The organism is Pseudomonas sp. P4795 (genome assembly GCF_048822895.1).
Lineage (GTDB): Bacteria > Pseudomonadota > Gammaproteobacteria > Pseudomonadales > Pseudomonadaceae > Aquipseudomonas.
Window position 1 is genome coordinate 134,370 of the sequence record NZ_JBMFBT010000008.1, and the last position, 23,518, is coordinate 157,887.

Below are 23,518 nucleotides of genomic sequence, written 5' to 3' on the forward strand. Positions count from 1 at the left end.
CCCCAACCCTCTCCCCCAAGGGGGCGAGGGGGAAAGGGGGCAGATCTAGGTGCTTTTCAGAACCTGAGTTCGACTCTAAATTGTCAGTTCGGCGTAGCTCGAAAAAACACCTCGGTCAGTCCCCTCTCCCTCCGGGCGGTCCGACGTTTCGGGAGGGCTAGGGTGAGGGGCTACTCAAGCCAGCACGCGCTCCAGAGTCCGCGAAACTCCAACCGCGCGCAAACTCTGCAGACACCACTCAAACGCCGCCAAAAACTCCGCCGACTGCGCTATCTCCGCACCAAAAATCTCCTCAACCCCTAGCAACCGCTGGCTGATCAACGCATCCTCCGCCACCAACGCCTGACAAAACGCAGCTCTAGGATCAGGAATCGAATAAACATCACCATTCTCATCCACACCCTTCAAATACAGCGCCCAAGCCGCCACCACCAACGCCGCCCGCTTGGTCTCACGCCCATCAACAATCAATCGATTGATCGTAGGAACAGTGAACTTGGGAAATTTCGACGACCCGTCCGAACAAACCCGCTCCAGCTGATCAGCAATCGCCTGATTGGAAAAGCGCGCCACCAGCGTGTCCTTGTAATCGGACAAATCGATCCCCGGCACCGGCGCCAGTTGCGGGGTGACATCCAGATCCATGTAGGCGCGCATGTAGCGCACAAACAACGGGTCATTCATGGTCTCGTGGACGAAGCGGTAGCCCTTCAAAAAGCCCAGATAAGTCAGGGCCAGATGACTGCCGTTGAGCAGTTTGATCTTCATCTCTTCATACGGCGAAACATCGTCGGTGAACTGCACGCCGACCTTTTCCCACGCCGGCCGACCGTTGACGAATTTGTCTTCCAGCACCCATTGCACGAACGGTTCGCAAACCACCGGCCAGGCATCATCCACCGCGTGTTTGTCTGCCAGTTGCAGGCGATGCGCAGTGCTGGTCATTGGTGTGATGCGATCGACCATCGCGTTAGGGAAACTCACGTTGGTCTCGATCCAGTCACGCAGTTCGCTATCGCGCAACGCAGCAAATGCCAGCAGCGCTTTACGGGTAACGGCGCCGTTGTGCGGCAGGTTATCGCAGGACATCAGGGTGAACGCCGGAGTGCCGGCGGCGCGGCGTTTGCCCAGGGCTGCGCAGAGGAAGCCGAACACGGTTTTCGGCTCATCAGGATGCGCAAGATCGTGCTGAATCTGCGGCAGATGCGCCATGAATTCGTCGTTGCTGTCGTCGATGCAGTAACCGCCCTCGGTGATGGTCAGCGAGACAATGCGGATCTGCGGATCGGCGAGTTTGTCGATCAGTGTCTGGGCGCCATCCTCGGCCAAGAGCATGTCGCGGATCGCGCCGATGACGCGCACTTCGGTGTCGTCGTTGTCACCGAGTTCGAACAGGGTGAACAGGTAATCCTGCTCTTTCAAATCGTCACGGGCGCGGCGGTCTTCCGCGCGCAGGCCGACGCCGCAGATCGCCCAGTCCAGTGCTTCGCCGGTGTTCATCAGGGCGTCGGTGTAGTACGCCTGATGTGCGCGGTGAAAGCCGCCGACACCAATGTGTGCGATGCCTTGCCGTGTGTCGTTAAGGCTGTACGCCGGCAGTTGCACTTCGGCGGCGAGGCGATTGAGGTTGGAGATGTTGAGTTTCATCAGTCAGTCCCGAAATCAGGCGGCTGCGCGCAGCGGGCGGGTCAGCGCCACGCCGTCGGCATCAAATAAATGGCAGTGGCTGGCGTCGAGATGCAGGCTCAATTGCTCGCCATAACGGCTCGCCAAGTCTCCGCGCACACGCATGGTCAGGGCTTCGCCGGCATTGGTTTTGACGTGGCAGAAGGTGTCGCTGCCCAGACGTTCGCTGACGTCGGCGGTGACTTGCAAGGTGCAGTCGCCGGTTTGCGCCAGTTCCAGATGTTCCGGGCGAATGCCTAGGGTCACGGCACCGCCGACGCTCAGGTTCGCCGAGCTGAAGGGCAGGCTGATGCGCGTGCCGGCGTCCAGCGCGACTTCGCAACTCTGGCTATCGACCCGCGCGATTTTGCCCTTGAGGAAACCCATTTTCGGCGTGCCGAGGAAACCGGCGACAAACAGGTTGGCCGGGTTGTGATACAGATCCAGCGGCGAGCCGACCTGCTCGATCTTGCCGCCATTCAGTACCACGACCTTGTCGGCCATGGTCATCGCTTCGACCTGATCATGGGTCACGTAGATCATCGTCGCTTGCAGGTCTTTGTGCAGACGCAGCAGTTCCAGACGCATTTGCACACGCAGCGCGGCGTCGAGGTTGGACAGCGGTTCGTCGAACAGGAAGATTTTCGGGTTGCGCACAATCGCCCGGCCGATCGCTACACGCTGGCGCTGGCCACCGGACAGTTGTTTTGGCTTGCGTTCGAGCATCGGCCCGAGTTCGAGAATGCGTGCCGCTTCGCCGACTTTTTCCTCGACTTCAGCTTTCGGCACACCGGCCAGATCGAGGGCGAACGACATGTTCTTTTTAACGGTCATGTGCGGGTACAAGGCGTAGGTCTGGAACACCATCGCCAGATCGCGTTTGGCCGGGCTGACTTCGGTGATGTCGCGACCGTCGAGTTCGATGGTGCCGCCGCTGACTTCTTCCAGCCCGGCGATCAAGCGCAGCAGGGTGGATTTGCCGCAGCCGGACGGGCCGACGAATACCACGAATTCCTTGTCGTTCACCTCAAGGTCAATGCCCTTGATGATGGAAAAGCCTTCGAAGCCTTTTTGCAGATTCTTGATTTTCAGGTTGGCCATGATGGTGGGCCTCCGCGTTGTTGTTTTTTTAGATCAAAAGATCGCAGCGTGCCGCAGCTCCTACAGGGGGACGGCGTGCTCTGTGTAGGAGCTGCCGAAGGCTGCGATCTTTTGCTTTTGATTCATTTCACGGCGCCGAACGACAGGCCGCGCACCAGTTGTTTCTGACTGAACCAGCCAAAGATCAGGATCGGCGCACAGGCCAGGGTCGAGACCGCCGACAACTTGGCCCAGAACAACCCTTCGGGACTTGAGTAGGACGCGATCAAAGCAGTCAATGGCGCGGCTTTGGAGGAAGTCAGGTTCAGCGACCAGAACGCCTCGTTCCAACACAAAATCAGCGACAGCAACACCGTCGAGGCGAGTCCGCCCTTGGCAATCGGCAGCAGCACGCGAACCATTTCCTGCCACAGCGTGGCGCCGTCGAGGCGGGCGGCTTCGAGGATGTCTTTGGGAATGTCCTTGAAGTAGGTGTAAATCATCCAGACCACAATCGGCAGGTTGATCAGCGTATAGATCACGATCAGCGCAATGCGCGTATCGAGCAGGCCGAAACTCTTGGCCAGCAGGTAGATCGGCATCAGCACGCCCACCGGTGGCAGCATCTTGGTCGAGAGCATCCATAGCAGCGTGCCTTTGGTGCGCTGGGTTTCGTAGAACGCCATCGAGTAGGCTGCCGGCACCGCGATCAGCAGGCACAACGCCGTGGCACTGAAGGAAATCACCACCGAGTTCCAGGCGAAGCTGAAGTAATCGCTGCGCTCGTTGATGTGCAGGTAGTTCTCCAGCGTCGGTGTGAAGATGAACTGCGGCGGCGTGGCGAAGGCGTCGATTTCGGTCTTGAAACTGGTCAGCACCATCCAGAAGATCGGGAAGAAAATGATGATGGCGATGGCCCAGGCCAACGTGCCGAGCAGCAGGCTTTGTAGCCGACGGGATTGTTGAAGAGTCATGGCAGGCCTCAGGCTTTGTCGGTCAGGTTTTTGCCGATCATCCGCACCAGAATGATCGCGGCGATGTTGGCGATGGCCACGGCGATCAAGCCGCCAGCAGACGCCATGCCGACGTCGAACTGCACCAGCGCCTGGTTGTAGATCAGGTAGGCGAGGTTGGTCGAGGCGTAGCCGGGGCCGCCATTGGTGGTGGTGAAAATTTCGGCAAACACCGAGAGCAGGAAGATCGTTTCGATCATCACCACCACGGCAATCGGCCGCGCCAGATGCGGCAGGGTCAGGTGCCAGAAGATCGCAATCGGACCGGCGCCATCCAGACGCGCCGCTTCTTTCTGTTCCTGGTCCAGCGACTGCATCGCCGTCATCAGAATCAGGATTGCGAACGGCAGCCATTGCCACGAGACAATGATGATGATCGACAGCAGCGGGTAGTGCGCCAGCCAGTCCACCGGTTGCGCGCCGAACAGCTTCCAGAGGTAGGCGAGGATCCCGGACACCGGGTGGAAAATCAGGTTTTTCCAGATCAGCGCACCGACCGTAGGCATGATGAAAAACGGCGAAATCAGCATGACCCGCACGATGCCGCGACCGAGGAATTCACTGGCCTCCAGCAGCGCACTGATCAAAACACCGAGCACCACGCTGATCAGCAGCACACTGCCCACCAGCAGGAGTGTGTTGGACGCGCCCGGCAGAAATCCGGAATCGGTCAGGAAGTAGCTGAAGTTATCCAGCCCGACGAATTCGTTTTCACCCGGATAGAGCAGGTTGTAGCGGATCATCGAAAAGTAGATGGTCATGCCCAGCGGCACGATCATCCACAGCAGCAACAGGGCCACCGACGGGCTGACCAGAAACCAGCCGGGATTGGCCACGCGGCTTTTGCGCTGCGGTTGGGCGAGGTCGATGTGGGCTTTGGCAGTTGAAGTATTCATGGCGATCACAACCAATGATGAACAGGCAGACGAAGTTCACTGTGGGAGCTGGCTTGCCAGCGATAGCGGTCTGTCAGCCGACAGCAATGTTGACTGTGCTGACGCTATCGCGGGCAAGCCCGCTCCCACAGGTTTAGTGGTGGTTACTTGGGGTAACCGGCGCGCGTCATCTCGCGTTCTGTGGTTTGCTGCGCCGCGGCCAGCGCCTGATCAACCGTGGTCTGACCGATCAGAGCCGCCGAGAAGAGCTTGCCAACCTGCGTACCTACCGCCTGAAATTCAGGAATGGTCACCAATTGAATGCCGATATACGGCACAGGTTTCAGAGTCGGCTTGCCCGGATCTGCAACTTTCAGCGATTCCAGCGTGACCTTGGCAAAAGGCGCCGCGCTCATGTACGCCTCGCTGTAAGTCGAAGCGCGAGTGCCCGGCGGCACGTTGGCGATGCCGTCCTTCTCGGCAACAAGTGCGCCGTACTCTTTGGAGGTAGCCCAGGCACTGAACTCTTTTGCAGCGTCTTTGGATTTGGAACTGGTCGGAATCGCCAACGCCCACGAGTACAACCACGCCGAACCTTTGTCGGTGACCTGATGCGGGGCAAAGGTGAATCCGACGTGGTCGGCAACTTTGCTCTGGGTTTTATCGGTGACGAATGAGCCGGCGACGCTGGCATCCACCCAGATCGCGCACTTGCCACTGTTGAACAGTGCGAGGTTTTCGTTGAAGCCGTTGCTGGAAGCACCCGGCGGGCCGGATTTCTTCATGGTTTCGACGTAGAAGTTCAGCGCGTTTTTCCACTCCGGGCCGGTGAATTCAGGTTTCCACTGCTCATCGAACCAGCGCGCGCCGTAGGCATTGGCGACAGTGGTGACCAGCGCCATGTTCTCGCCCCAACCGGCCTTGCCGCGCAGGCAGATGCCGTACTGCTCTTTGTCTTTGTGGGTGAGTTTTTCCGCGAAACCGGCAATCTGCTCCCATGTCGGACGCTCGGGCATGCTCAGGCCGGCATCCTTGAACAGGTCGGTGCGGTAATAGGTAATCGAGCTTTCGGCATAGAACGGCAGGGCGTACAGCGAACCCTTGACCGACAGGCCTTCGCGCACCGAGGGGAACACATCGTCGAGGGCGTAACTGGCCGGCAGATCCTTCATCGGCTCCAGCCAACCCTTGGCGCCCCAGAGTGCCGCTTCGTACATGCCGATGGTCAACACATCGAACTGCCCGCCTTGGGTGGCAATGTCGGTGGTCAGGCGTTGGCGCAGGACGTTTTCTTCCAGCACCACCCAATTGAGCTTGATCTCCGGGTGCTCGGTCTCGAAAGTTTTCGAGAGCTTTTGCATGCGGATCATGTCGCTATTGTTGACGGTGGCGATGGTCAGGGTCTGGGCGCCAAGGCTGACGCTGCTGAGGGTCATGCAGGTGAGGGCCAGCAGAGCTTTTGCAGTGGGTTGCATCGTGCACTCCTTTTCTGAGTCCAGCAGGAATCAGAAGGACAGTTATTGTTTTTGTGTCTTCCGGGGCAGGAAGAATGTGCACTGATTACAGCCTTCAATCGCCGGCGTTACAAATCATCCCTAGCACTGGAACCGATACTTTTTTGCACTGGATTTTTAACCGCGATTCTGCTCGGTCAAGCGTTGCACGACGAGGCGCCGATAATGCGAAGGCGTCATGCCCTTGAGCTGCTGGAAGCGCCGATTGAAATTCGAGATGTTGTTGAAGCCCGACTCGAAACACACCTCGGTCACCGGTTTGTCGCCGTCGGCCAGCAGTTCGCAGGACTTGCTGATGCGCAGGCGATTGACGAACTCGATGAAATTGCGCCCCGTCGCCTGTTTGAACACGCGACTGAAGTAAGTCGGTTTCATGCCCAAATGCTCGGCGACTTCCTCCAGCGGCAGTTCCCGCGCGTAGTGCGCGAAGATGTAATCGACCGCGCGGTTGGTGCGGTCGATGTTGTGCTCGTCGGCCAGTTGCGGGGTAGTGGCGCCGGACAGCAGCTGGTAATCGTCGCTGGCAGCGAGCAGCTCCATCAGGATCAGAAAATGGCCGAGGCGGGTGATGCCGCGCGAATCGGCGATGCGTTGCATCAGCGTCATGGCCTGGCGGATGGTCTGCGGCGAACGGAACTCGATGCCGTATTGCGCACGCTCCAGCAGCGGCGCCAGAGTTTTCAATTCGGCAAATACCTGATGGCCACTCTCAAACAGCTCATCAGTGAAGTTGACCAGCATGTCGCGCTTCTCTACCACCTCCTCTTCAGCAACCTGGCTGATCCAGTTGTGCGGCAGATTTGGCCCGGTCAAAAACAAGGTCTGCGGATAGAAATTGCCGATGTAGTCACCGATGAACACCTTGCCCGAACTGGCGACAATCAGGTGCAGTTCGTATTCCTTGTGGAAATGCCAGCGCACCAGCGGGCAGGGGAAGCCATGCTGTCGGTAGATGATGGACAAGCCGTTATGGTCATCCATCAACTCGTAGGAGGGGTCGGTCACGCGGGCAGTTCGGGTCATGGCTGGGCGCTTTTTTTGTTATCGCCAAAGGATCATGCCTCTTTGCGCATCCGTCGCGCTAGCGTGTAGAGCGTTTGATCAAGGGGTGCGCTGGCGAGCTTTGGCCAGGTTCACCTCTCGGCAAAACTCAACCACTCTGGACTCCTCAATGAAATCCACGTTGATAATGTTGCACCTCGCCGCCCAGTCACTGTGAGTAGGATCAAACCACTGATTCAGCTCGTCGTGAATATCCACCGGGCCGCCCAGCGCGGAGTAACAGGTGGCGGAAAGCGACCAAGGTGCCCAGCTGCCAGGTGGTGCCTGCAGAACTTTGTCGATAAAGAATTTCAATTCATCGGCGCTGACCAATGCTTTGCCGATCCATTTATGGTTGATGTAATCGAGAAATACATTGCTATCAAGTTCCCAATGCGATCTTGCGGCAACAAACACTCGCTGCTCAGCGCTGACTTGTTTGAGCTGATGCAGACTGAGATGCATGTTTCTGCTTGGGATAAGCCGGCGCCCGAGCAAGTGAGTAATCATTTTGTTGAAGTAATCGTAATCAAAGTCCGCGCCGTCAAGGCTGTGAAAGTCCAGAAGGATAAATTCATCGGGGTTTTTCCGCAGGAAATTATTTACGTCGTCAATGATGTGGCCCAATGTTCTGGAGTTTGGATATTTATCGTGACAGGCTCGAAACCGACCCAATCCTTCAGCCTTCGGTTCATACACCAACCGGAGGTCCAGAACCCGTGCGCCGTGCTGCAGTTGGGCGTAAAACGAGTCATGCTGGCACGCCAGCCAATGGCGAGGAGGAGCCCAAATCGAATACGACGCCCGCCAGTCACTGCCCGCGTTGTGGGTGCCCGGCAGCGTCAACTCACAGATTGACAGTGAGTCGATGGCGGGCGTGGCAGCCATCCAGTTAGTCTTGGAATAGTTGTTATCTGGTTCGTTCATGATTTCATCTTGCGTGAATGAATAATGCGCCACCCATCAAGTAGTGAGGGTGGCGGTTGCAAGATGGTTATAAGGCGTAAGTTACTTGATGGCGACGCATTAATTAATGCAGATTATTGGCTAGTGTGTTCGCAAGTTTCGGTAATCCTATGAGTTGCGGTTTTTTGCCTCAATCCATTGCGCCATGTATTGCGTACTTTTGTGTGCGTGGTGGCGCAGCATGCTTCCGGTAAAGTTATTGTTTCTTAGTTGGGCAAGATTGTTACGGCAATCGAGCAGTTTGTTGACTAGCGCCAGGCCGTGTTCTACACGCTGGTAACGCTCCTCCAGCAGTGCATGTCCCCGCGCCTGGGCTGTTTGCCAGCGTGTTTGATCAACGTAGAGTTGCACTGCCGCATTGGCGAAATCTTGCGCGGTCAAGGCCACAGCCCCCGGCCATGCGTGGTGACCGTGCATGGCTTCCGCTCCGATCGGTGTGGTGATGCTCGGCGTGCCGCAAAGCATCGCATCGACCAATTTACCTTTGATTCCGGCACCAAAGCGCAGGGGCGCCAGACAGATCCGCGCATCCGACATGACCTGCAGCGCATCCTCAGCCCAGTTCATCACATGAAAACCCTGAGCCGCGTTGTGCAGCGCGGTCGCCTTGGGCGGCGTGTAAGCACCATATATATGCAGTTGCGCCTTTGGCAGTTGTTCGCGGATCAGCGGCCAGATCGTGGTTTTCATCCACAACACCGCATCCCAGTTGGGCGCGTGGCGAAAGTTACCGATACTCAGAAAGTGCGCGCGCTGTTCGGAAGGTTTCGCCGGCACAACGGGCGGGTCGACCATCAGCGGACACCAGTGCAACAGTTCGCGCGGCAGTTTGAACTGCTCTACCAGCAACTCGATTTCCACTTGCGAGATCATCAAGTTCAGATCACAGCGATAAAGTGCGGCGATCTCGCGTTTGGCCAGATCGGTGTCCGCCATCAACTGAAACTCTTCAGCCAGCGCTGGGGCGAACAACTCATTGAAGTCGTTGGCGTCATCGCTGGCCTTGAGCCGATCTTTCAAGCGCTGGTGCCGAGCGTGCCGCAGACTTTGCAAATCGGAGGTTTCCAAAACGCGCAGGGCGTCGGGACAGTGTTTCTCCACGCGCCAGCCGAACTGTTCTTCGATCATGAACTGGTCGAACAGGACAATATCCGGCGCCAGCTCACTGATGAATACATCAAAACTGCTGTTGTTCAATTCGATCGGGACTTGGCGAATGCCCAATTCAGTGAGGTCAGCCGGATGTTCGCCGGCACCGGCAGGGCTGGCAAACGTAATGTCCCAGCCCTGTCGCAAGAAGGTATCGAGGATTTGCATCACATGCCCACTTGCGGCAGAAGAGCGCGGTTCTGGCCAGACATAACCAATCACCAGCACTCTGATATTGCGGGGGGTGTTCATGGACAACAGGACCTCGACACGACAACGAATTGGGCTAACACGAAAGGGTCGCGATTAAACCACAGCTGTAGCGCGGGATCACTGGGACGGTCAGTCGGCGATTGACCAACAGGACAGTACGTATTCAAGCTTGCAGGAGTATGCCCTTGACCTTGTCACGCAACTGATCAATCGAAAACGGCTTGCCAATTACATGCATATCTTTCGGTGCATCGATAGTTTCGGCATAACCACTGGCAAACAGGATTGGCAGAGCAGGGCGCAGCTTGCGTGCTTCTTGCGCTAATTCCCGTCCATCCATCCCTGGCAGGCCGACATCAGTCATCATCAAGTCGATATGCACATCATCATTGGCGAGCTGCTCCAGCGCCTGCTCGCCACCATCTGCCTCAAGCACCTTGAACTCCAGTTCCTCCAGCACATCGACAATCAACATACGCACGATGTCGTCGTCTTCTACTACAAGGATGGTGGATGCTGGGGTGGACATATTGGCTGCTCTCGAGGGTGGATTTCAGGGGCGCCGGTCGATCGAAAATACCGGGCTCTTGCATGAGTAAGTGGCGCGTAGCCACAAGTTCCCGCGTGGATACAAAAAAGCATAGGCGCAAACGGCCGGCAAGGATAACTGTTGGCCATGATTCGGCGCAGGCAAATGTAGGATTTAGCCGCATAAGCTGTGAGAAATATGGATCCAGCCCGTAGTTTTCGGGCAAACTCCGTGTTTTTCAACAGTTCGACAAGGCTAATCCATGTCCTCTCCGTCTTCGGTTGATGAGCAACGGTTTCGTAAACTCCTGAGTCGCAACATCAGCCTGCCGCTGGGCGTTGGCGTACTCAGCGCCGTGTTCTTCGTGTCGCTGATTACCTATTTGCTGTCGGTTATCCAGTGGGTTGAACACACCGACCGGGTGATCAATAACGCCAATGAAGCGGTGAAGCTCACCGTCGATCTGGAAACCGGCATGCGCGGTTTCCTGCTCAGCGGCGACGAGCATTTTCTCGATCCGTACGAAACGGCCAAGCCGCGGATCAATGTCGCGCTCAATACCTTGCTCGAACTGACGGCCGACAACCCGGTGCAGACTGACCGCCTGCGCCGTTTGCAGGCGTTGCAGACCGAATGGGCGACCTACGCGCAATCGATGATCGACCTGCAACGCGCCAGCGGTGACTACCGTGCGGCGGTCAAGGCTGGTCGCGGCAAGCGTTTGACCGACGAGATCCGCAAGCAGTTCGAAGACGTGATCGACATGGAGCAGCAGTTGCGCACCACGCGCAACGAAGAAGTGCGCCGCACCACGATCTTGAGCATTACCCTCTATTTGCTGTTCGTTGCTGGTATCAGCGCTTTGCTGGCCTACATCGGCCGTCGCGACCTGGTCAATTTGTCTGAAAGCTACGGTGCGACCCTGGCTGCGCAAAACGCCAGCGCCCGGCGTCTGGAGCAACAAGCCTGGCTGCGCAATGGCCAGACCGAACTGGCTGAGCAGGTCCTGGGGCAACTGACGCTCAATCTGCTGGGGCGCAACATTCTGCAATTCTGCGCGCAATACCTCGGTACAGCCGTGGCGGCCATGTATGTGCGCGAAGAACATGGCGGATTGAAGCGCGTCGCCAGCTATGGTTTCTCCCGCGAGCAGGAAGAGCAGGAGCAGGCGATCTATAGCGGCGAAGGCATTGTCGGCCAGGTCGCGCAACAAGCGCGCCTGATCCGTCTGGACTCGGTGCCGTCCGATTACTTCAAAGTCAGTTCCGGTCTTGGCCAAGGCTTGCCGCACAGCGTGCTGGTGGTGCCGACCAGCGATGACGAGCGCGTCAACGGCGTGATCGAACTGGGTTTCCTGCGTCCGCTCACTGACCGCGACATCGAACTGCTGGAGTTGATTGCCGGCAACATCGGCACGTCTATTGAAGCGGCGCGTTATCGCCAGCGTCTGCAAGAAGTGCTGGCCGAAACCCAGCAACTCAACGAAGAGTTGCAGGTGCAGCAGGAAGAGCTGAAAACCGCCAACGAAGAACTCGAAGAGCAATCGCGAATCCTCAAGGAATCCCAGGCGCATCTGGAAACCCAGCAAGTCGAGCTGGAACAGACCAACGCACAACTGGCCGAACAGGCACAGATCCTCGCCGACCAGCGCGACGCCATGGATCTGAAAAACACCGAGCTGAATCAGGCCCAAGTGCAACTCGAGGAGCGCGCCGAAGAGTTGCAGCGCTCGAGCAAGTACAAATCCGAATTCCTCGCCAACATGTCTCACGAACTGCGCACGCCGCTGAACAGTTCGCTGATCCTCGCCAAATTGCTCGCGGAAAACCCGCACGACAACCTCAGTGCCGAACAGGTCAAGTTTGCCGAGTCGATCTACTCCGCCGGCAACGATCTGCTGAATCTGATCAACGATATTCTGGATATTTCCAAAGTCGAGGCCGGCAAGCTTGAAGTGCTGCCGGAAAACACCAGTGTGGCGCGCTTGGCTGAAGGCTTGCGCGGCATGTTCGAACCTTTGGCGGCCGACAAGAAACTCGCGTTCAGCGTCGAGTTGCAACCGGGCGCACCGGGCATGATGTTCACCGACCGCCAGCGCCTGGAGCAGGTGATCAAGAACCTGCTGTCGAACGCGGTGAAATTCACCGAGAAAGGTGCGGTCAGCCTGACCATTGCCGCTCAACCGAACGAGCGCATTGCGTTTATCGTGCAGGATTCCGGGATCGGCATCGCGAAGGATCAGCAGGAAAGTATTTTCGAAGCGTTCCGTCAGGCCGATGGCACCACCAATCGCAAGTACGGCGGCACCGGTCTGGGGCTGTCGATCTCGCGGGATCTGGCGAACTTGCTCGGCGGCTCGATCAGCATCAGCAGCACGCCGGGGCAGGGCAGTGTCTTCACCCTGGTCTTGCCGCTGCAATACCGCGAACCGGGCGAAACCCCGTTTGCGCCGCTGACGTTCACCCCTTCGATAACCACCACGCCGCTTGCCGCCCCGGTCGCGCCAATTTCGCCATTGGCGCCGGTGCACATCCCACGCTTCAACGACGATCGCGGCAACGCGCCGTTCGCCACGCGCTGCATTCTGGTGGTCGAAGACGAACCGAATTTTGCGCACATTCTGTACGACCTGGCGCATGAACTCGGCTACCAGTGCCTGGTCGCCCATGGTGCCGACGAAGGTTACGACCTGGCGCGGGAATTCGTGCCGGACGCGATCCTGCTCGACATGCGCCTGCCGGATCACTCCGGTCTGACAGTGCTGCAACGCCTGAAAGAACGCGCCGAAACCCGGCACATCCCGGTGCACGTGATTTCGGTCGAGGACCGCGTCGAAGCAGCCATGCACATGGGCGCCATCGGTTACGCAGTCAAACCGACTACCCGCGAAGAGCTCAAAGACGTGTTCGCCCGTCTCGAAGCCAAGCTGACGCAGAAGGTCAAACGTGTGTTGCTGGTCGAAGACGATGACTTGCAGCGCGAAAGCATTGCTCGCCTGATCGGCGATGAAGACATCGAAATCACCGCTGTCGGCCTCGCCCAGGAAGCGCTGGAGCTGCTGCGCACGACGATTTTCGATTGCATGGTCATCGACCTGAAGCTGCCGGACATGCTCGGCAACGAACTGCTCAAGCGCATGGCCACCGAGGATATCTGCTCGTTCCCGCCAGTGATCGTTTACACCGGGCGCAACCTGACTCGTGATGAAGAGGCCGATCTGCGCAAGTACTCGCGCTCGATCATCATCAAGGGCGCACGCTCGCCAGAGCGGCTGCTGGATGAGGTCACACTCTTTCTGCACAAAGTCGAATCGCAGTTGTCCCATGAACGGCAGAAGATGCTCAAGACCGCGCGCAGCCGCGACAAGGTGTTCGAGGGGCGCAAAGTGCTGCTGGTGGACGACGATGTGCGCAACATTTTCGCCCTGACCAGCGCACTCGAAACCAAAGGTGCGGTCGTAGTCATCGGTCGAAATGGCCGGGAAGCGATCGAAAGACTCAATGAGGTCGAGGACATCGATCTGGTGTTGATGGACGTGATGATGCCGGAGATGGACGGTTTTGAAGCCACCATCGAAATCCGCAAGGATCCGCGCTGGCGCAAGCTGCCGATCATCGCGGTAACGGCCAAGGCCATGAAGGACGATCAGGAGCGCTGCCTGCAAGCGGGCGCCAATGATTACCTGGCCAAGCCTATCGACCTCGATCGCCTGTTCTCGTTGATTCGCGTGTGGTTGCCAAAAATGGAACGTATTTAGTGGAAAGCAGTAATCCGGCAGAGCGAAATAGCGAAATCGAGTTGCGCCTGCTGATCGAGGCGATCTACCTCAAATACAGCTACGATTTTCGCGATTACTCCGGCGCTTCGATCAAGCGCCGGGTCAACCACGCCTTGAGCCAGTTCGAGTGCGCGACCATTTCGGCGTTGCAGGAAAAAGTTCTGCATGACCCGACCGCGTTCATGCAGTTGCTGCAATTACTGACGATTCCGGTCAGTGAGATGTTTCGTGATCCGTCGCACTTTCTGGCGATTCGCCGCGAAGTGGTGCCGCTGCTCAAGACTTATCCATCGATCAAAATCTGGATCGCCGGCTGCAGCACGGGCGAGGAGGTCTATTCGATGGCGATTCTGCTGCGCGAAGAAGGTCTGCTCGACCGCACGATCATTTACGCCACCGACATCAACCCGCGCTCGCTGGACAAGGCCAAGCAGGGGATTTTTTCGATGGAGAACGTGCGCGCCTACACCGCCAATTATCAGCAGGCTGGCGGTCAGCGTTCGTTCGCCGACTACTACACTGCCGCGTATGGATACGCGATTTTCGACAAGACCTTGTGCGAGAACGTGACGTTCGCCGATCACAGTCTGGCGACCGATAGCGTGTTCTCTGAAACTCAATTAATTTCCTGTCGTAACGTGTTGATTTACTTCAATAAAAAGCTTCAGGATCGAGCCTTCGGATTGTTCCATGAGTCGCTGTGTCATCGCGGCTTTCTGGTGCTGGGCAGCAAAGAGACTCTGGATTTTTCCAATTACGCCAAACAGTTCGAACCCTTGGTCAAACAAGAACGGATTTATCGCAAATCATGAATATCGCAGCGGATTTGCCTCGGATCGAGGCCATTGTGATCGGCGCTTCGGCCGGTGGCGTTGAAGCGTTACTGACGTTGTTCGGTTCGCTGCGTGCAGGATTTGTATTGCCGATTATCGTCGTCCTGCATTTGCCGGATGATCGCCGTAGCCATTTGGCCGAAGTGTTCTCCCGGCGCGTGGCGTTACCGGTCATGGAAGCGAGCGATAAACAGGAGATCAAGGCTGGCACTTTGTACTTCGCTACGCCGGGGTATCACCTGTCGGTGGAAGAAGATCGCAGCTTGTCGCTGAGTCTCGAAGAGCGTCTGCACCATTCGCGACCGTCGATTGATTTTCTGTTCGAATCCGCCGCCGATGTCTACGGGCCGACACTGGCCGCTGTGCTGCTGACCGGCGCCAACCATGACGGCGCGCGCGGCCTGGCCAAGGTCAAACGCTATGGTGGGCTGACCATCGTGCAGGATCCGGACGACGCGCAGGTCGACACCATGCCTAAAGCTGCACTGAAGATTCATCAACCGGACCATATTCTTCCCATCCACGGCATCGGCCGTCTGCTTGTCGAGCTGGAACGAATCGCATGCTGAGTAATATTCAAGCAAAACTGCTGATCGTCGACGATCTGCCCGAGAACCTGCTGGCCCTCGAAGCGCTGATCAAACGCGAAGACCGCACCGTCTATAAAGCCCTGTCGGCCGACGAAGCGCTGTCGCTGCTGCTGCAGCACGAATTTGCCATGGCCATTCTCGACGTGCAGATGCCCGGCATGAACGGCTTCGAACTGGCCGAGCTGATGCGCGGCACCGAGAAAACCAAGAACATCCCGATCATCTTCGTCAGCGCCGCCGGCCGTGAGCTGAATTACGCGTTCAAGGGCTATGAAAGCGGCGCTGTGGATTTCCTGCACAAGCCGCTGGATATCCACGCGGTGAAGAGTAAGGTCAATGTGTTCGTTGACCTGTATCGCCAAAGCAAGGCAATGAAAGAACAGGTCGAAGCGCTGGAACAGAGCCGCCGCGAGCAGGAAGTGCTGTTGCAGAAATTGCAGAGCACCCAAGGCGAGCTGGAGCAGGCGGTGCGCATGCGCGATGACTTCATGTCGATCGTCGCCCATGAAGTGCGCACGCCGCTGAACGGCCTTATCCTCGAAACCCAGCTGCGCAAGATGCACCTGGCGCGGGACAACGCTGCGGCGTTCACCCTCGACAAGATGCACGCCATGGTCGATCGCGATGAGCGCCAGATCAAAAGCCTGATCCGCCTGATCGAGGACATGCTCGACGTGTCGCGTATCCGCACCGGCAAGCTGTCGATCCGCCCGAGTCGTTTCGATCTGGCGCAACTGGTAGGCAATCTGCTGGAAAACTTTGCGGCGCAGATTGAAGCCGCCGAGACCGAAGTCAGCTTCTCTGCGCCGGAACCGGTGGAAGGGCATTGGGACGAGTTCCGCATCGAACAAGTGGTGACCAACCTGCTGACCAACGCCTTGCGCTACGGCGGCCGGAGTCCGGTTCAGGTGCGTGTCTATGCTGTAGATGGCGAGGCGCGGGTCGAGGTTCAGGATCGCGGTATCGGTATCAGCGAAGAGAACCAGAAGCGCATTTTCCAACAGTTCGAACGGGTGTCCGCCAAGACGGTGGTGGCCGGGCTCGGACTGGGCCTGTTCATTTCCGAGCAGATCATCGCCGCCCATGGCGGCTCAATCGTCGTCGAGAGCAAGATCAACGAGGGCGCCCTGTTTCGCGTTTGTCTGCCGCTCCAGGAAATCGGCTAAACAAACGCAACCTCTGAGTGACCACACGGTCGTATCAGCAGCTATTGACCGAACATAGGCTTCCCATGAGCGTAGATGCACAAGATGTAGTACTCGTCGTCGAGGACGAACCGGTTATCTTGATGGTGCTGACCGATTATCTGTCGGGCCAGGGATATCGCGTGTTGCAGGCCGAAAACGGCGAGCAGGCGTTCGAGATTCTGGCGAGCAAGCCACATCTGGACATGTTGATTACTGATTTCCGTCTGCCCGGTGGCATCTCCGGCGTGCAGATCGCCGAGCCGGCCGTCAAGTTGCGCCCGGATCTCAAAGTGATTTTCATCAGCGGTTATCCGCAGGAAATCCGCGAAACCGGCAGCCCGATCACGCTCAAGGCACCGATCCTGGAAAAGCCGTTCGATCTGGATGTGTTGCAGGAAAAGATTCAGGAATTGTTGGCATAAAAAAGGCCTGCTGATGCAGGCCATTTTTTTGTCTGTCGTTCAGCTTTTGATCATCTCGCGCACTTTGGCGGTCAGCAGATCAAAGGTGAAAGGCTTGGTGATCATCTGCATCCCCGAGTCGAGGAAACCGCCGCGTACCGCCGCGTGTTCGGCATACCCGGTGATGAACAGCACCTTCAGATCCGGCCTGAACTGGCGCGCAATTTCGGCCAGTTGCCGACCATTCATGCCCGGCAGGCCAACGTCGCTGATCAGTAGATCAATACGCTGCGTGGAATCCAGAATCGGCACCGCGCTGTCCGCGTCACTCGCTTCAACATACGCATAACCCAATTCACTGAGCACCGCGCTGACCAGTACGCGAACGGCCGGATCGTCCTCGACGATCATCACGGTTTCGCCTTCGACGGCATCGGGGGCTTGCTCTGGGTTGGGAGAGGATTGCGGGACAGGCTCGCCACGGAAACGCGGCAGGTAGAGCCTAACGGTCGTGCCCTGATCAATCTCACTGTCGATCGACACGTGACCGCCGGACTGTTTGCTGAAGCCGTAAATCATCGACAAGCCCAATCCTGTGCCTTGGCCGATGGGCTTGGTGGTGAAAAACGGATCGAAAGCGCGACTGCTGACGCTCGGAGGCATGCCGCAACCGGTGTCAGATACGCTCAAGACCACGTATTCGCCGGCTTTCAAATTGCTATAGGCTGCAGTGAAGCTCTCATCGAGGATCTGGTTACTGGTCTGCACCATCAGTTTGCCGCCGTCCGGCATCGCGTCGCGGGCATTGATCACCAGATTGAGCAGGGCGCTTTCCAGTTGATTGGGGTCGGCTTCGGCTACCCACAATTGCTCATCCAGATGCAGCTCCATCCGAATGCTTTCGTTCACGCTGCGTTGCAGCAACTCGCTCATCGATTGCACGAGGCTGTTCATATCGACCGGTTTGGGATCAAGCGACTGCCGACGGGAGAAAGCCAACAGCCGATGAGTCAGGCCGGCCGCACGGTTGGCGGAGGTCACGCCCAGATCGATCAGGCTGTCGAGATCATCCAGTCGACCGCGCGCCAGGCGCCGACGCAATAGCTCCAGACTGCCAATGATACCGGTCAGCATGTTGTTGAAATCGTGCGCGATACCACCGGTAAGCTGACCGACCGCTTCCATTTTCTGCGACTGGCGCAAGGCTTCTTCGTTGTGCCGCAATTGCGCAGTGCGTTCTTCGACCTGTTGTTCCAGCGATTCCAGGGTAGATTGCAGTCGCTGCTCGCTTTCGCTGAGGTCGATCAGGCGGTCGCGCGCATCGTATTGTCGGCGGCGACCGCGCAGGGCGGCTGAAACCAGACTGACCAGGGTCACCGGGTGAAACGGGCGCTCCAGAAATGTCACGTTGCCGAGTAACCCCCGCAGTCTTGAGGAGAACCCTTGCTCCTGGCCGCCATGATGGGTCAGCAGAATGATCGGCAGGTCAGACCATGTAGGCTGGTGCTCCAGATACGCCAGTAACGTTTCGATCTCCAGACCGGTGAGCGCTTCCGCAGCAATCAGCAGCAGCCCCGCACCGGACTCAAGCTCGGCGCACAGTTACCCCAGATCAGGCGTGATCACACCGCCGTAACCTGCCTCGTTGAGGATCATCAGCGCAACCTGGCTGTCGCGTCCCTGGGGCGCGAGAATCAGCGCGCGTTCGGACGGTGTTACGTTGACCGTCACAACTTGTCTTCCTTGAGCAGCGGTTTACTGGCGCCCATGTAGGTCGGGACGCCGCGCAATACACCCTGAAATGCATCCAGCGGTTCACCGATGGTCATGCCCTGGGTCGAAATCTTGTACTCGCGAATCGTCGATTCGTGGCTGCCGGTGCGCTTTTTGATCACCGATATAGCCCGACGAACCTGGCCGATGGCCTCAAAGTAGCGCAAGAGAATCACGGTATCTGCCAGGTATGTAATATCGACCGGCGCCTGCATGTCGCCGACCAGCCCATGCTGCGCGACCGTCATGAAGGTCGCAGCACCGCGACGGTTGAGGTACAGCAGCAGTTCGTGCATGTGCAGCACGAGCGAATTTTCTTCCGGCATTGCCGCCTGGTAGCCGTTGATGCTGTCGATGACAACGGTCTTGATGTTGTCCTTGTCGACGCAGCGACGGACCCGATGGGCAAATTCGCCGGGCGACAGTTCGGCGGCGTCAACTTGTTCGATCATCAGGTTGCCCGTATCGCGCAGGGCCTTGAGATCAATGCCGATATTTTTCATGCGTTCGAAGAGCAATCCCAGCTCTTCGTCGAATATGAACAGTGCTGCCTTCTCGCCGCGTGCCACTGCCGCAGCGGCAAAGATCATCGTGATCAACGATTTGCCGGTACCGGCCGGGCCGAGAATCAACGTGCTGGAACTGGTTTCGATGCCACCGCCCAGCAATTTGTCCATTTCAGGAATGCCACTGCTCAATTGTGAGCGGACAGAGTCGCTACGATGCTCGGCTGCCACCAGCCGTGGAAACACATGAATGCCATCTTCCAGGATGCTGAAGTCATGGAAGCCGCCGCGATACTTCTGGCCGCGATACTTCACGATGCGAACGCGTCGGCGCTCGGCACCGTAGGCGGGTGTCAGTTCTTCCAGCCGAATCACGCCATGCGCGACGCTGTGCACGGTCTTGTCGAGGGATTCGGTAGTCAAATCGTCGAGCAACAGGACGGTAGCGTCATAGCGCACGAAATAGTGCTTGATCGCCAGAATCTGCCGGCGATAGCGCAGCGAGCTCTGCGCCAGCAGACGGATCTCCGACAGACTGTCGAGTACCACACGCGTCGGTTTGAAGCGTTCGACCACTTCAAAAATCTGCTTGGTCGCTTCGCCCAACTCCAGGTCAGAGGAGTAGAGCAAGCTTTGCTGGTGTTCGGCGTTGAGCAAGCTTTCCGGCGGCGTCAGTTCGAAAATCTCAATGTTTTCGTCCAGTTCCCAGCCGTGAGAGAGCGCGCCTTGACGCAGCTCCCGCTCGGTTTCCGAAAGCGTGATGTACAACGAGCGTTCGCCGGCACGCGAGCCCGCCAACAGATACTGCAAGGCGACCGTGGTTTTGCCGGTACCGGGCTCACCTTCCAGCAAAAACACATGACCGCGTGAAAGGCCACCGGCAAGAATGTCGTCCAGACCTTCGATGCCGGTAGCGGCTTTTGCACTGATCAACTCGTTAGATTTAGACAAAAAATGTCCTCTAGTGACTAAGGAGAGCGAAGCGGATGGCGCATTTTGCCAATCCTGCCTGCCTGAACACTTGACCCCTGGCCTAGATGACGGTTCCGAAGTTTCTTTATGCAGATGAAGAAACTCTGTCGAAATTGTTTAGAGTCCCTGTTGCAATGACGGGTCGTCCGGGTTCATTTGCTCAAGTTGAGCCAGCAGAATCTGCACGTTCTGCAACTGGCCGCTTTCTTTCCAATAGTTGATCAGCAATACCCGCGCCTTGCGGTCAGCCGGGTGACGCTGAACGATCTCCTGCAACTGCTTCTGCGCCGCTTCAAGTTCGTCGGCGTCATGCAGGGTAGTCGCGAGGTCGTAGCGGTAATCCTTGTTGTCGGGTTCCAGCTCGACGGCCTTGGACAGGCCGAGCAGGGCGTACTCGCGCTGACCGTGGTGCAGCAGCCACAAGCCCAGCGCGTGTTGCAGATAGGCCGAGTCCGGTTGGTTTTTCAGCTGTTTGGCGAGCAGTTGCCGGGCAGCGTCGCTTTGGCCCTGGCGGTCGAGCACATCGATCTGCATCACCAGTGCCGGCAAATTTCCAGGTTGCAGACGCAGGGTTTGCTCAAGCGCTTCCTGCGCCGCTTTGAGTTCGGCGTTGTGCAGATGCAGACGCGCCAGTTGCGCGTAATTGGCGGCACTTTCCGGTTGGGCTTTAAGCACTTGTTCCCAGCTGTCGATGGCCTGTTGCAGCGGGCCGAAATACAACCCGAGGTCGTCCGGCGATAAACCGAGCAGGGCGTTGATTGCAGCGAAACGCACGCTTTGCTCCTGGTCATCCAGCATCGGCCCCAGCAGTAGACTGCGCGGCCCGCCCGGCACCAGCCCGACCACGCTCTTTATGGCTGCGAGCCGCACTTCGACGGCTTCATTCTGCAGGTCGGCATCTGCCAGCTTCAAGGCTTGCGGACTCGGGTAATTCGGCAGTTCAGCGTGCAACCAGACGCGGCGTTTTACCGAAATATCCGGGCGCGCCAATTGCTGATACAGCACGCGCGCCGCGCCCGGTTGACCGGTGCGTGCAGCGGCCAGCGCTTCGCTATAGCCGTGTTTGATCGACTGGGGCATCACCGGTGCGGTGCTGCGCAAGGACAACCAGGCAACAATGATGACAAGCACAAGGCCAAGGCTGATGAACAGGTAGCGGCGAGACTGGGGCATGCAGTTATCCGAAACATTGATACTGAACCAGAGAGGGCAAGCTTCGGTCAGCTGGGGCTGTGAGTCAAACACCTGAATCTGTCATTTTGGTTGAAGCGTCCTGCAATCTGCGTCGAAAAGTCTGACGGTACGTAATATGCCGCGCTCGCGCGCCTTGGCTACCGCGCAGACCTGATGGTCTCAAGTTTGCAGCTCGCGCCCGCCGATTTTTACGCTTTCTTTACGGTAGACGTCTCGATCGGTAACGATACTAGCCGCGCTTTTTGGCCGCGCGCCTCGCTGTTGCGAAGGCGCCGGAATTCGTGAATGCGCAAGGATGGCGTGCCCCAACCCTCAGAAAAGTTGAGAGAAGCGTCCCTTGAATGTGACAACGACCGCGGTAAATGAGGACTCCCCATCCAGAACGTCAGCAGCAGGCTTGCTCGTCGCTGCTGTCGGTGTGGTTTACGGGGATATCGGCACCAGCCCCCTTTACACCCTCAAAGAAGTGTTTTCCGGCCACTACGGCGTTCAGGTGAATCACGACGGCGTGCTGGGCATTCTGTCATTGATATTCTGGTCACTGATCTGGGTCGTCTCGATCAAGTACGTACTGTTCATCCTGCGTGCCGACAATCAGGGTGAAGGCGGCATCATGGCGTTGACCGCATTGGCACGCCGCGCAGCAGCCCCTTATCCGCACATGAGCAAAATACTGGTTCTGCTGGGGCTGTTCGGGGCTGCGCTGTTCTACGGGGACAGCATGATTACCCCAGCCATTTCCGTGCTTTCGGCGGTGGAGGGACTACAGCTGGCGTTTGACGGGATAGAGCACTGGGTCGTGCCTATTTCAGTGATCGTGCTGGTGGCGCTGTTCCTGATCCAGAAACACGGTACGGCGCGAATCGGAATCCTCTTCGGCCCGATCATGGTGGTGTGGTTTGTGGTGCTGGGCGCACTCGGTATCCATGGCATTTTGCAGCGCCCGGAAGTATTGCAGGCGCTTAATCCTGCTTGGGCAGTGCAGTTTTTCATCGCGCACCCAGGAATGGGCGTGGCGATCCTGGGCGCTGTCGTGTTGGCATTGACCGGCGCCGAAGCGTTATACGCCGACATGGGCCACTTCGGCCGCAAACCGATTTCCCGTGCCTGGTTCATCCTGGTGTTGCCTGGTCTGGCGCTGAACTATTTCGGCCAGGGCGCCTTGATTCTGGAAAACCCGGAGGCGGTGCGCAATCCGTTTTACCTGCTCGCACCGAGCTGGGCACTGCTGCCGATGGTTGCACTGTCTACCATGGCGACCATCATCGCGTCGCAAGCAGTCATCTCCGGTGCCTTTTCCCTGACACGCCAGGCCATTCAACTGGGCTACGTGCCGCGCATGTTTATCCAGCACACCTCAAGCCAGGAGCAGGGGCAGATCTACATCGGCACGGTCAACTGGGCGCTGATGGTGGGTGTCGTTCTGCTGGTGATCGGTTTCGAGTCGTCCAGTGCACTGGCGGCCGCTTATGGTGTTGCGGTGACCGGCACCATGTTGATTACCACGCTGTTGTCTTCGGCGGTTGTCCTGCTTCTGTGGAAGACGCCGCGCTGGCTCGCGGTTCCGTTGCTGCTCGGCTTTTTGCTGGTAGACACGCTGTACTTCGCCGCCAATGCACCGAAGATTTTCCAGGGCGGTGCATTCCCGGTGATCGCGGGTATTGGCTTATTTATCTTGATGACCACCTGGAAACGCGGGCGAAAAATCATGGTCGAGCGGCTGGACGAGACCGCACTGCCTCTGCCGCTGTTCATCAGCAGCATCCGCTCACAGCCGCCGCATCGTGTACAGGGTACAGCGGTGTTCCTGACGGCCAGGGCTGACGCTGTGCCGCATGCGCTCTTGCACAACTTGTTGCATAACCAGGTATTGCACGAGCAAGTGGTACTGCTCACCGTCGTGTCCGAAGATCGCCCGCGGGTGACTGCTGATCGGCGGTTTGAGGTTGAAGCCTATGGCGAAGGATTCTTCCGCGTCAGTCTGCACTTTGGCTTCATGGAGGAACCCGACGTGCCGATGGCGTTGAGTCTGTGCCACTTGCATGAGCTGGACTTCAGCCCGATGCGCACGACCTATTTCCTCAGTCGCGAGACCGTTATTCCCACCAAGCGCATCGGGATGGCGCGCTGGCGAGAAAGCCTGTTCGCGTTCCTCCTGAAGAATGCCAACAGCAACCTGAAGTACTTCAAATTACCGCTTAACAGGGTGATTGAACTGGGTACGCAGGTTGAAATGTAA

The 23,518-nt window shown here is 57.8% G+C and carries 17 protein-coding genes and 1 pseudogene; 6 read left to right on the top strand and 12 right to left on the bottom strand.

Features of this window, described 5'->3' with window-relative positions; genetic code table 11:
• Nucleotides 1–174 precede the first annotated feature (174 nt).
• The 9 genes from ACOI8A_RS22200 to ACOI8A_RS22240 all read right to left on the bottom strand — a co-directional run bounded on the left by ACOI8A_RS22200 (nucleotide 175) and on the right by ACOI8A_RS22240 (nucleotide 10,045).
• Complete coding sequence (locus ACOI8A_RS22200; RefSeq protein ID WP_420649807.1) at nucleotides 175–1,647, bottom strand: mannitol dehydrogenase family protein; 1,473 nt, start codon at nucleotides 1,645–1,647, stop codon at nucleotides 175–177.
• 15 nt (nucleotides 1,648–1,662) lie between these two features.
• Nucleotides 1,663–2,766 (bottom strand): ABC transporter ATP-binding protein, encoded by a 1,104-nt coding sequence (locus tag ACOI8A_RS22205; protein WP_420649806.1) that lies wholly within the window; start codon nucleotides 2,764–2,766, stop codon nucleotides 1,663–1,665.
• Nucleotides 2,767–2,888: 122 nt separating this feature from the next.
• On the bottom strand, nucleotides 2,889–3,719 hold the full coding sequence (locus ACOI8A_RS22210; RefSeq protein ID WP_420649805.1) for a carbohydrate ABC transporter permease: 831 nt from the start codon (nucleotides 3,717–3,719) through the stop codon (nucleotides 2,889–2,891).
• A gap of 8 nt (nucleotides 3,720–3,727) precedes the next feature.
• Nucleotides 3,728–4,654: a carbohydrate ABC transporter permease gene (locus ACOI8A_RS22215; RefSeq protein ID WP_420649804.1), complete on the bottom strand. Its 927-nt coding sequence runs from the start codon at nucleotides 4,652–4,654 to the stop codon at nucleotides 3,728–3,730.
• A gap of 143 nt (nucleotides 4,655–4,797) precedes the next feature.
• The gene (locus ACOI8A_RS22220; RefSeq protein ID WP_420649803.1) at nucleotides 4,798–6,108 is read right to left on the bottom strand and encodes an ABC transporter substrate-binding protein; all 1,311 of its coding nucleotides are present in this window, start codon (nucleotides 6,106–6,108) and stop codon (nucleotides 4,798–4,800) included.
• A 156-nt stretch (nucleotides 6,109–6,264) separates the two neighbouring features.
• The gene (locus ACOI8A_RS22225) at nucleotides 6,265–7,170 is read right to left on the bottom strand and encodes an AraC family transcriptional regulator (RefSeq protein WP_420649802.1); all 906 of its coding nucleotides are present in this window, start codon (nucleotides 7,168–7,170) and stop codon (nucleotides 6,265–6,267) included.
• Between the two features lie 78 nt (nucleotides 7,171–7,248).
• Nucleotides 7,249–8,115: a phospholipase gene (locus tag ACOI8A_RS22230; RefSeq protein WP_420649801.1), complete on the bottom strand. Its 867-nt coding sequence runs from the start codon at nucleotides 8,113–8,115 to the stop codon at nucleotides 7,249–7,251.
• A 147-nt stretch (nucleotides 8,116–8,262) separates the two neighbouring features.
• Complete coding sequence (locus ACOI8A_RS22235; protein WP_420651457.1) at nucleotides 8,263–9,555, bottom strand: glycosyltransferase; 1,293 nt, start codon at nucleotides 9,553–9,555, stop codon at nucleotides 8,263–8,265.
• Nucleotides 9,556–9,679: 124 nt separating this feature from the next.
• Complete coding sequence (locus ACOI8A_RS22240) at nucleotides 9,680–10,045, bottom strand: response regulator (RefSeq protein ID WP_420649799.1); 366 nt, start codon at nucleotides 10,043–10,045, stop codon at nucleotides 9,680–9,682.
• A gap of 262 nt (nucleotides 10,046–10,307) precedes the next feature.
• Here ACOI8A_RS22240 and ACOI8A_RS22245 point away from each other — a divergent pair, with 262 nt between their 5' ends.
• The 5 genes from ACOI8A_RS22245 (at nucleotide 10,308) to ACOI8A_RS22265 (ending at nucleotide 16,855) form a co-directional block, all read left to right on the top strand.
• The gene (locus ACOI8A_RS22245) at nucleotides 10,308–13,802 is read left to right on the top strand and encodes a response regulator (protein ID WP_420657813.1); all 3,495 of its coding nucleotides are present in this window, start codon (nucleotides 10,308–10,310) and stop codon (nucleotides 13,800–13,802) included.
• Entirely contained in the window at nucleotides 13,802–14,635 is an 834-nt protein-coding gene (locus tag ACOI8A_RS22250) for a CheR family methyltransferase (protein ID WP_420649797.1), read from the top strand. Before ACOI8A_RS22245 ends, ACOI8A_RS22250 begins: the two co-directional genes overlap by 1 nt.
• Complete coding sequence (locus ACOI8A_RS22255; protein WP_420649796.1) at nucleotides 14,632–15,225, top strand: chemotaxis protein CheB; 594 nt, start codon at nucleotides 14,632–14,634, stop codon at nucleotides 15,223–15,225. Before ACOI8A_RS22250 ends, ACOI8A_RS22255 begins: the two co-directional genes overlap by 4 nt.
• The gene (locus tag ACOI8A_RS22260) at nucleotides 15,219–16,412 is read left to right on the top strand and encodes a hybrid sensor histidine kinase/response regulator (RefSeq protein ID WP_420649795.1); all 1,194 of its coding nucleotides are present in this window, start codon (nucleotides 15,219–15,221) and stop codon (nucleotides 16,410–16,412) included. Before ACOI8A_RS22255 ends, ACOI8A_RS22260 begins: the two co-directional genes overlap by 7 nt.
• Before the next feature lie 65 nt (nucleotides 16,413–16,477).
• On the top strand, nucleotides 16,478–16,855 hold the full coding sequence (locus ACOI8A_RS22265) for a response regulator (RefSeq protein ID WP_102356158.1): 378 nt from the start codon (nucleotides 16,478–16,480) through the stop codon (nucleotides 16,853–16,855).
• Between the two features lie 39 nt (nucleotides 16,856–16,894).
• On the opposite strand, the pseudogene ACOI8A_RS22270 reads toward ACOI8A_RS22265, so the two are convergent.
• From ACOI8A_RS22270 to ACOI8A_RS22280, 3 genes and pseudogenes are all read right to left on the bottom strand, one after another.
• Nucleotides 16,895–18,565 (bottom strand): annotated as a pseudogene (locus ACOI8A_RS22270) (ATP-binding protein).
• Nucleotides 18,562–20,064 carry an ATPase domain-containing protein gene (locus ACOI8A_RS22275; protein ID WP_420649793.1) on the bottom strand — a complete coding sequence of 501 codons (1,503 nt, stop codon included), beginning with the start codon at nucleotides 20,062–20,064 and terminating at the stop codon, nucleotides 18,562–18,564. Before ACOI8A_RS22275 ends, ACOI8A_RS22270 begins: the two are co-directional and overlap by 4 nt.
• Before the next feature lie 138 nt (nucleotides 20,065–20,202).
• Nucleotides 20,203–21,258 (bottom strand): tetratricopeptide repeat protein, encoded by a 1,056-nt coding sequence (locus ACOI8A_RS22280; protein WP_420649792.1) that lies wholly within the window; start codon nucleotides 21,256–21,258, stop codon nucleotides 20,203–20,205.
• 358 nt (nucleotides 21,259–21,616) lie between these two features.
• On the opposite strand from ACOI8A_RS22280, the gene ACOI8A_RS22285 reads away from it, so the two are divergent.
• Nucleotides 21,617–23,518 carry a potassium transporter Kup gene (locus ACOI8A_RS22285; RefSeq protein ID WP_420651458.1) on the top strand — a complete coding sequence of 634 codons (1,902 nt, stop codon included), beginning with the start codon at nucleotides 21,617–21,619 and terminating at the stop codon, nucleotides 23,516–23,518.

Coding starts and splice junctions, on each gene's coding strand:
- ACOI8A_RS22200 (WP_420649807.1), bottom strand. CDS start 1,647: ATGAAACTCAACATCTCCAACCTCAATCGCCTCGCCGCCGAAGTGCAA.
- ACOI8A_RS22205 (WP_420649806.1), bottom strand. CDS start 2,766: ATGGCCAACCTGAAAATCAAGAATCTGCAAAAAGGCTTCGAAGGCTTT.
- ACOI8A_RS22210 (WP_420649805.1), bottom strand. CDS start 3,719: ATGACTCTTCAACAATCCCGTCGGCTACAAAGCCTGCTGCTCGGCACG.
- ACOI8A_RS22215 (WP_420649804.1), bottom strand. CDS start 4,654: ATGAATACTTCAACTGCCAAAGCCCACATCGACCTCGCCCAACCGCAG.
- ACOI8A_RS22220 (WP_420649803.1), bottom strand. CDS start 6,108: ATGCAACCCACTGCAAAAGCTCTGCTGGCCCTCACCTGCATGACCCTC.
- ACOI8A_RS22225 (WP_420649802.1), bottom strand. CDS start 7,170: ATGACCCGAACTGCCCGCGTGACCGACCCCTCCTACGAGTTGATGGAT.
- ACOI8A_RS22230 (WP_420649801.1), bottom strand. CDS start 8,115: ATGAACGAACCAGATAACAACTATTCCAAGACTAACTGGATGGCTGCC.
- ACOI8A_RS22235 (WP_420651457.1), bottom strand. CDS start 9,555: ATGAACACCCCCCGCAATATCAGAGTGCTGGTGATTGGTTATGTCTGG.
- ACOI8A_RS22240 (WP_420649799.1), bottom strand. CDS start 10,045: ATGTCCACCCCAGCATCCACCATCCTTGTAGTAGAAGACGACGACATC.
- ACOI8A_RS22245 (WP_420657813.1), top strand. CDS start 10,308: ATGTCCTCTCCGTCTTCGGTTGATGAGCAACGGTTTCGTAAACTCCTG.
- ACOI8A_RS22255 (WP_420649796.1), top strand. CDS start 14,632: ATGAATATCGCAGCGGATTTGCCTCGGATCGAGGCCATTGTGATCGGC.
- ACOI8A_RS22260 (WP_420649795.1), top strand. CDS start 15,219: ATGCTGAGTAATATTCAAGCAAAACTGCTGATCGTCGACGATCTGCCC.
- ACOI8A_RS22265 (WP_102356158.1), top strand. CDS start 16,478: ATGAGCGTAGATGCACAAGATGTAGTACTCGTCGTCGAGGACGAACCG.
- ACOI8A_RS22280 (WP_420649792.1), bottom strand. CDS start 21,258: ATGCCCCAGTCTCGCCGCTACCTGTTCATCAGCCTTGGCCTTGTGCTT.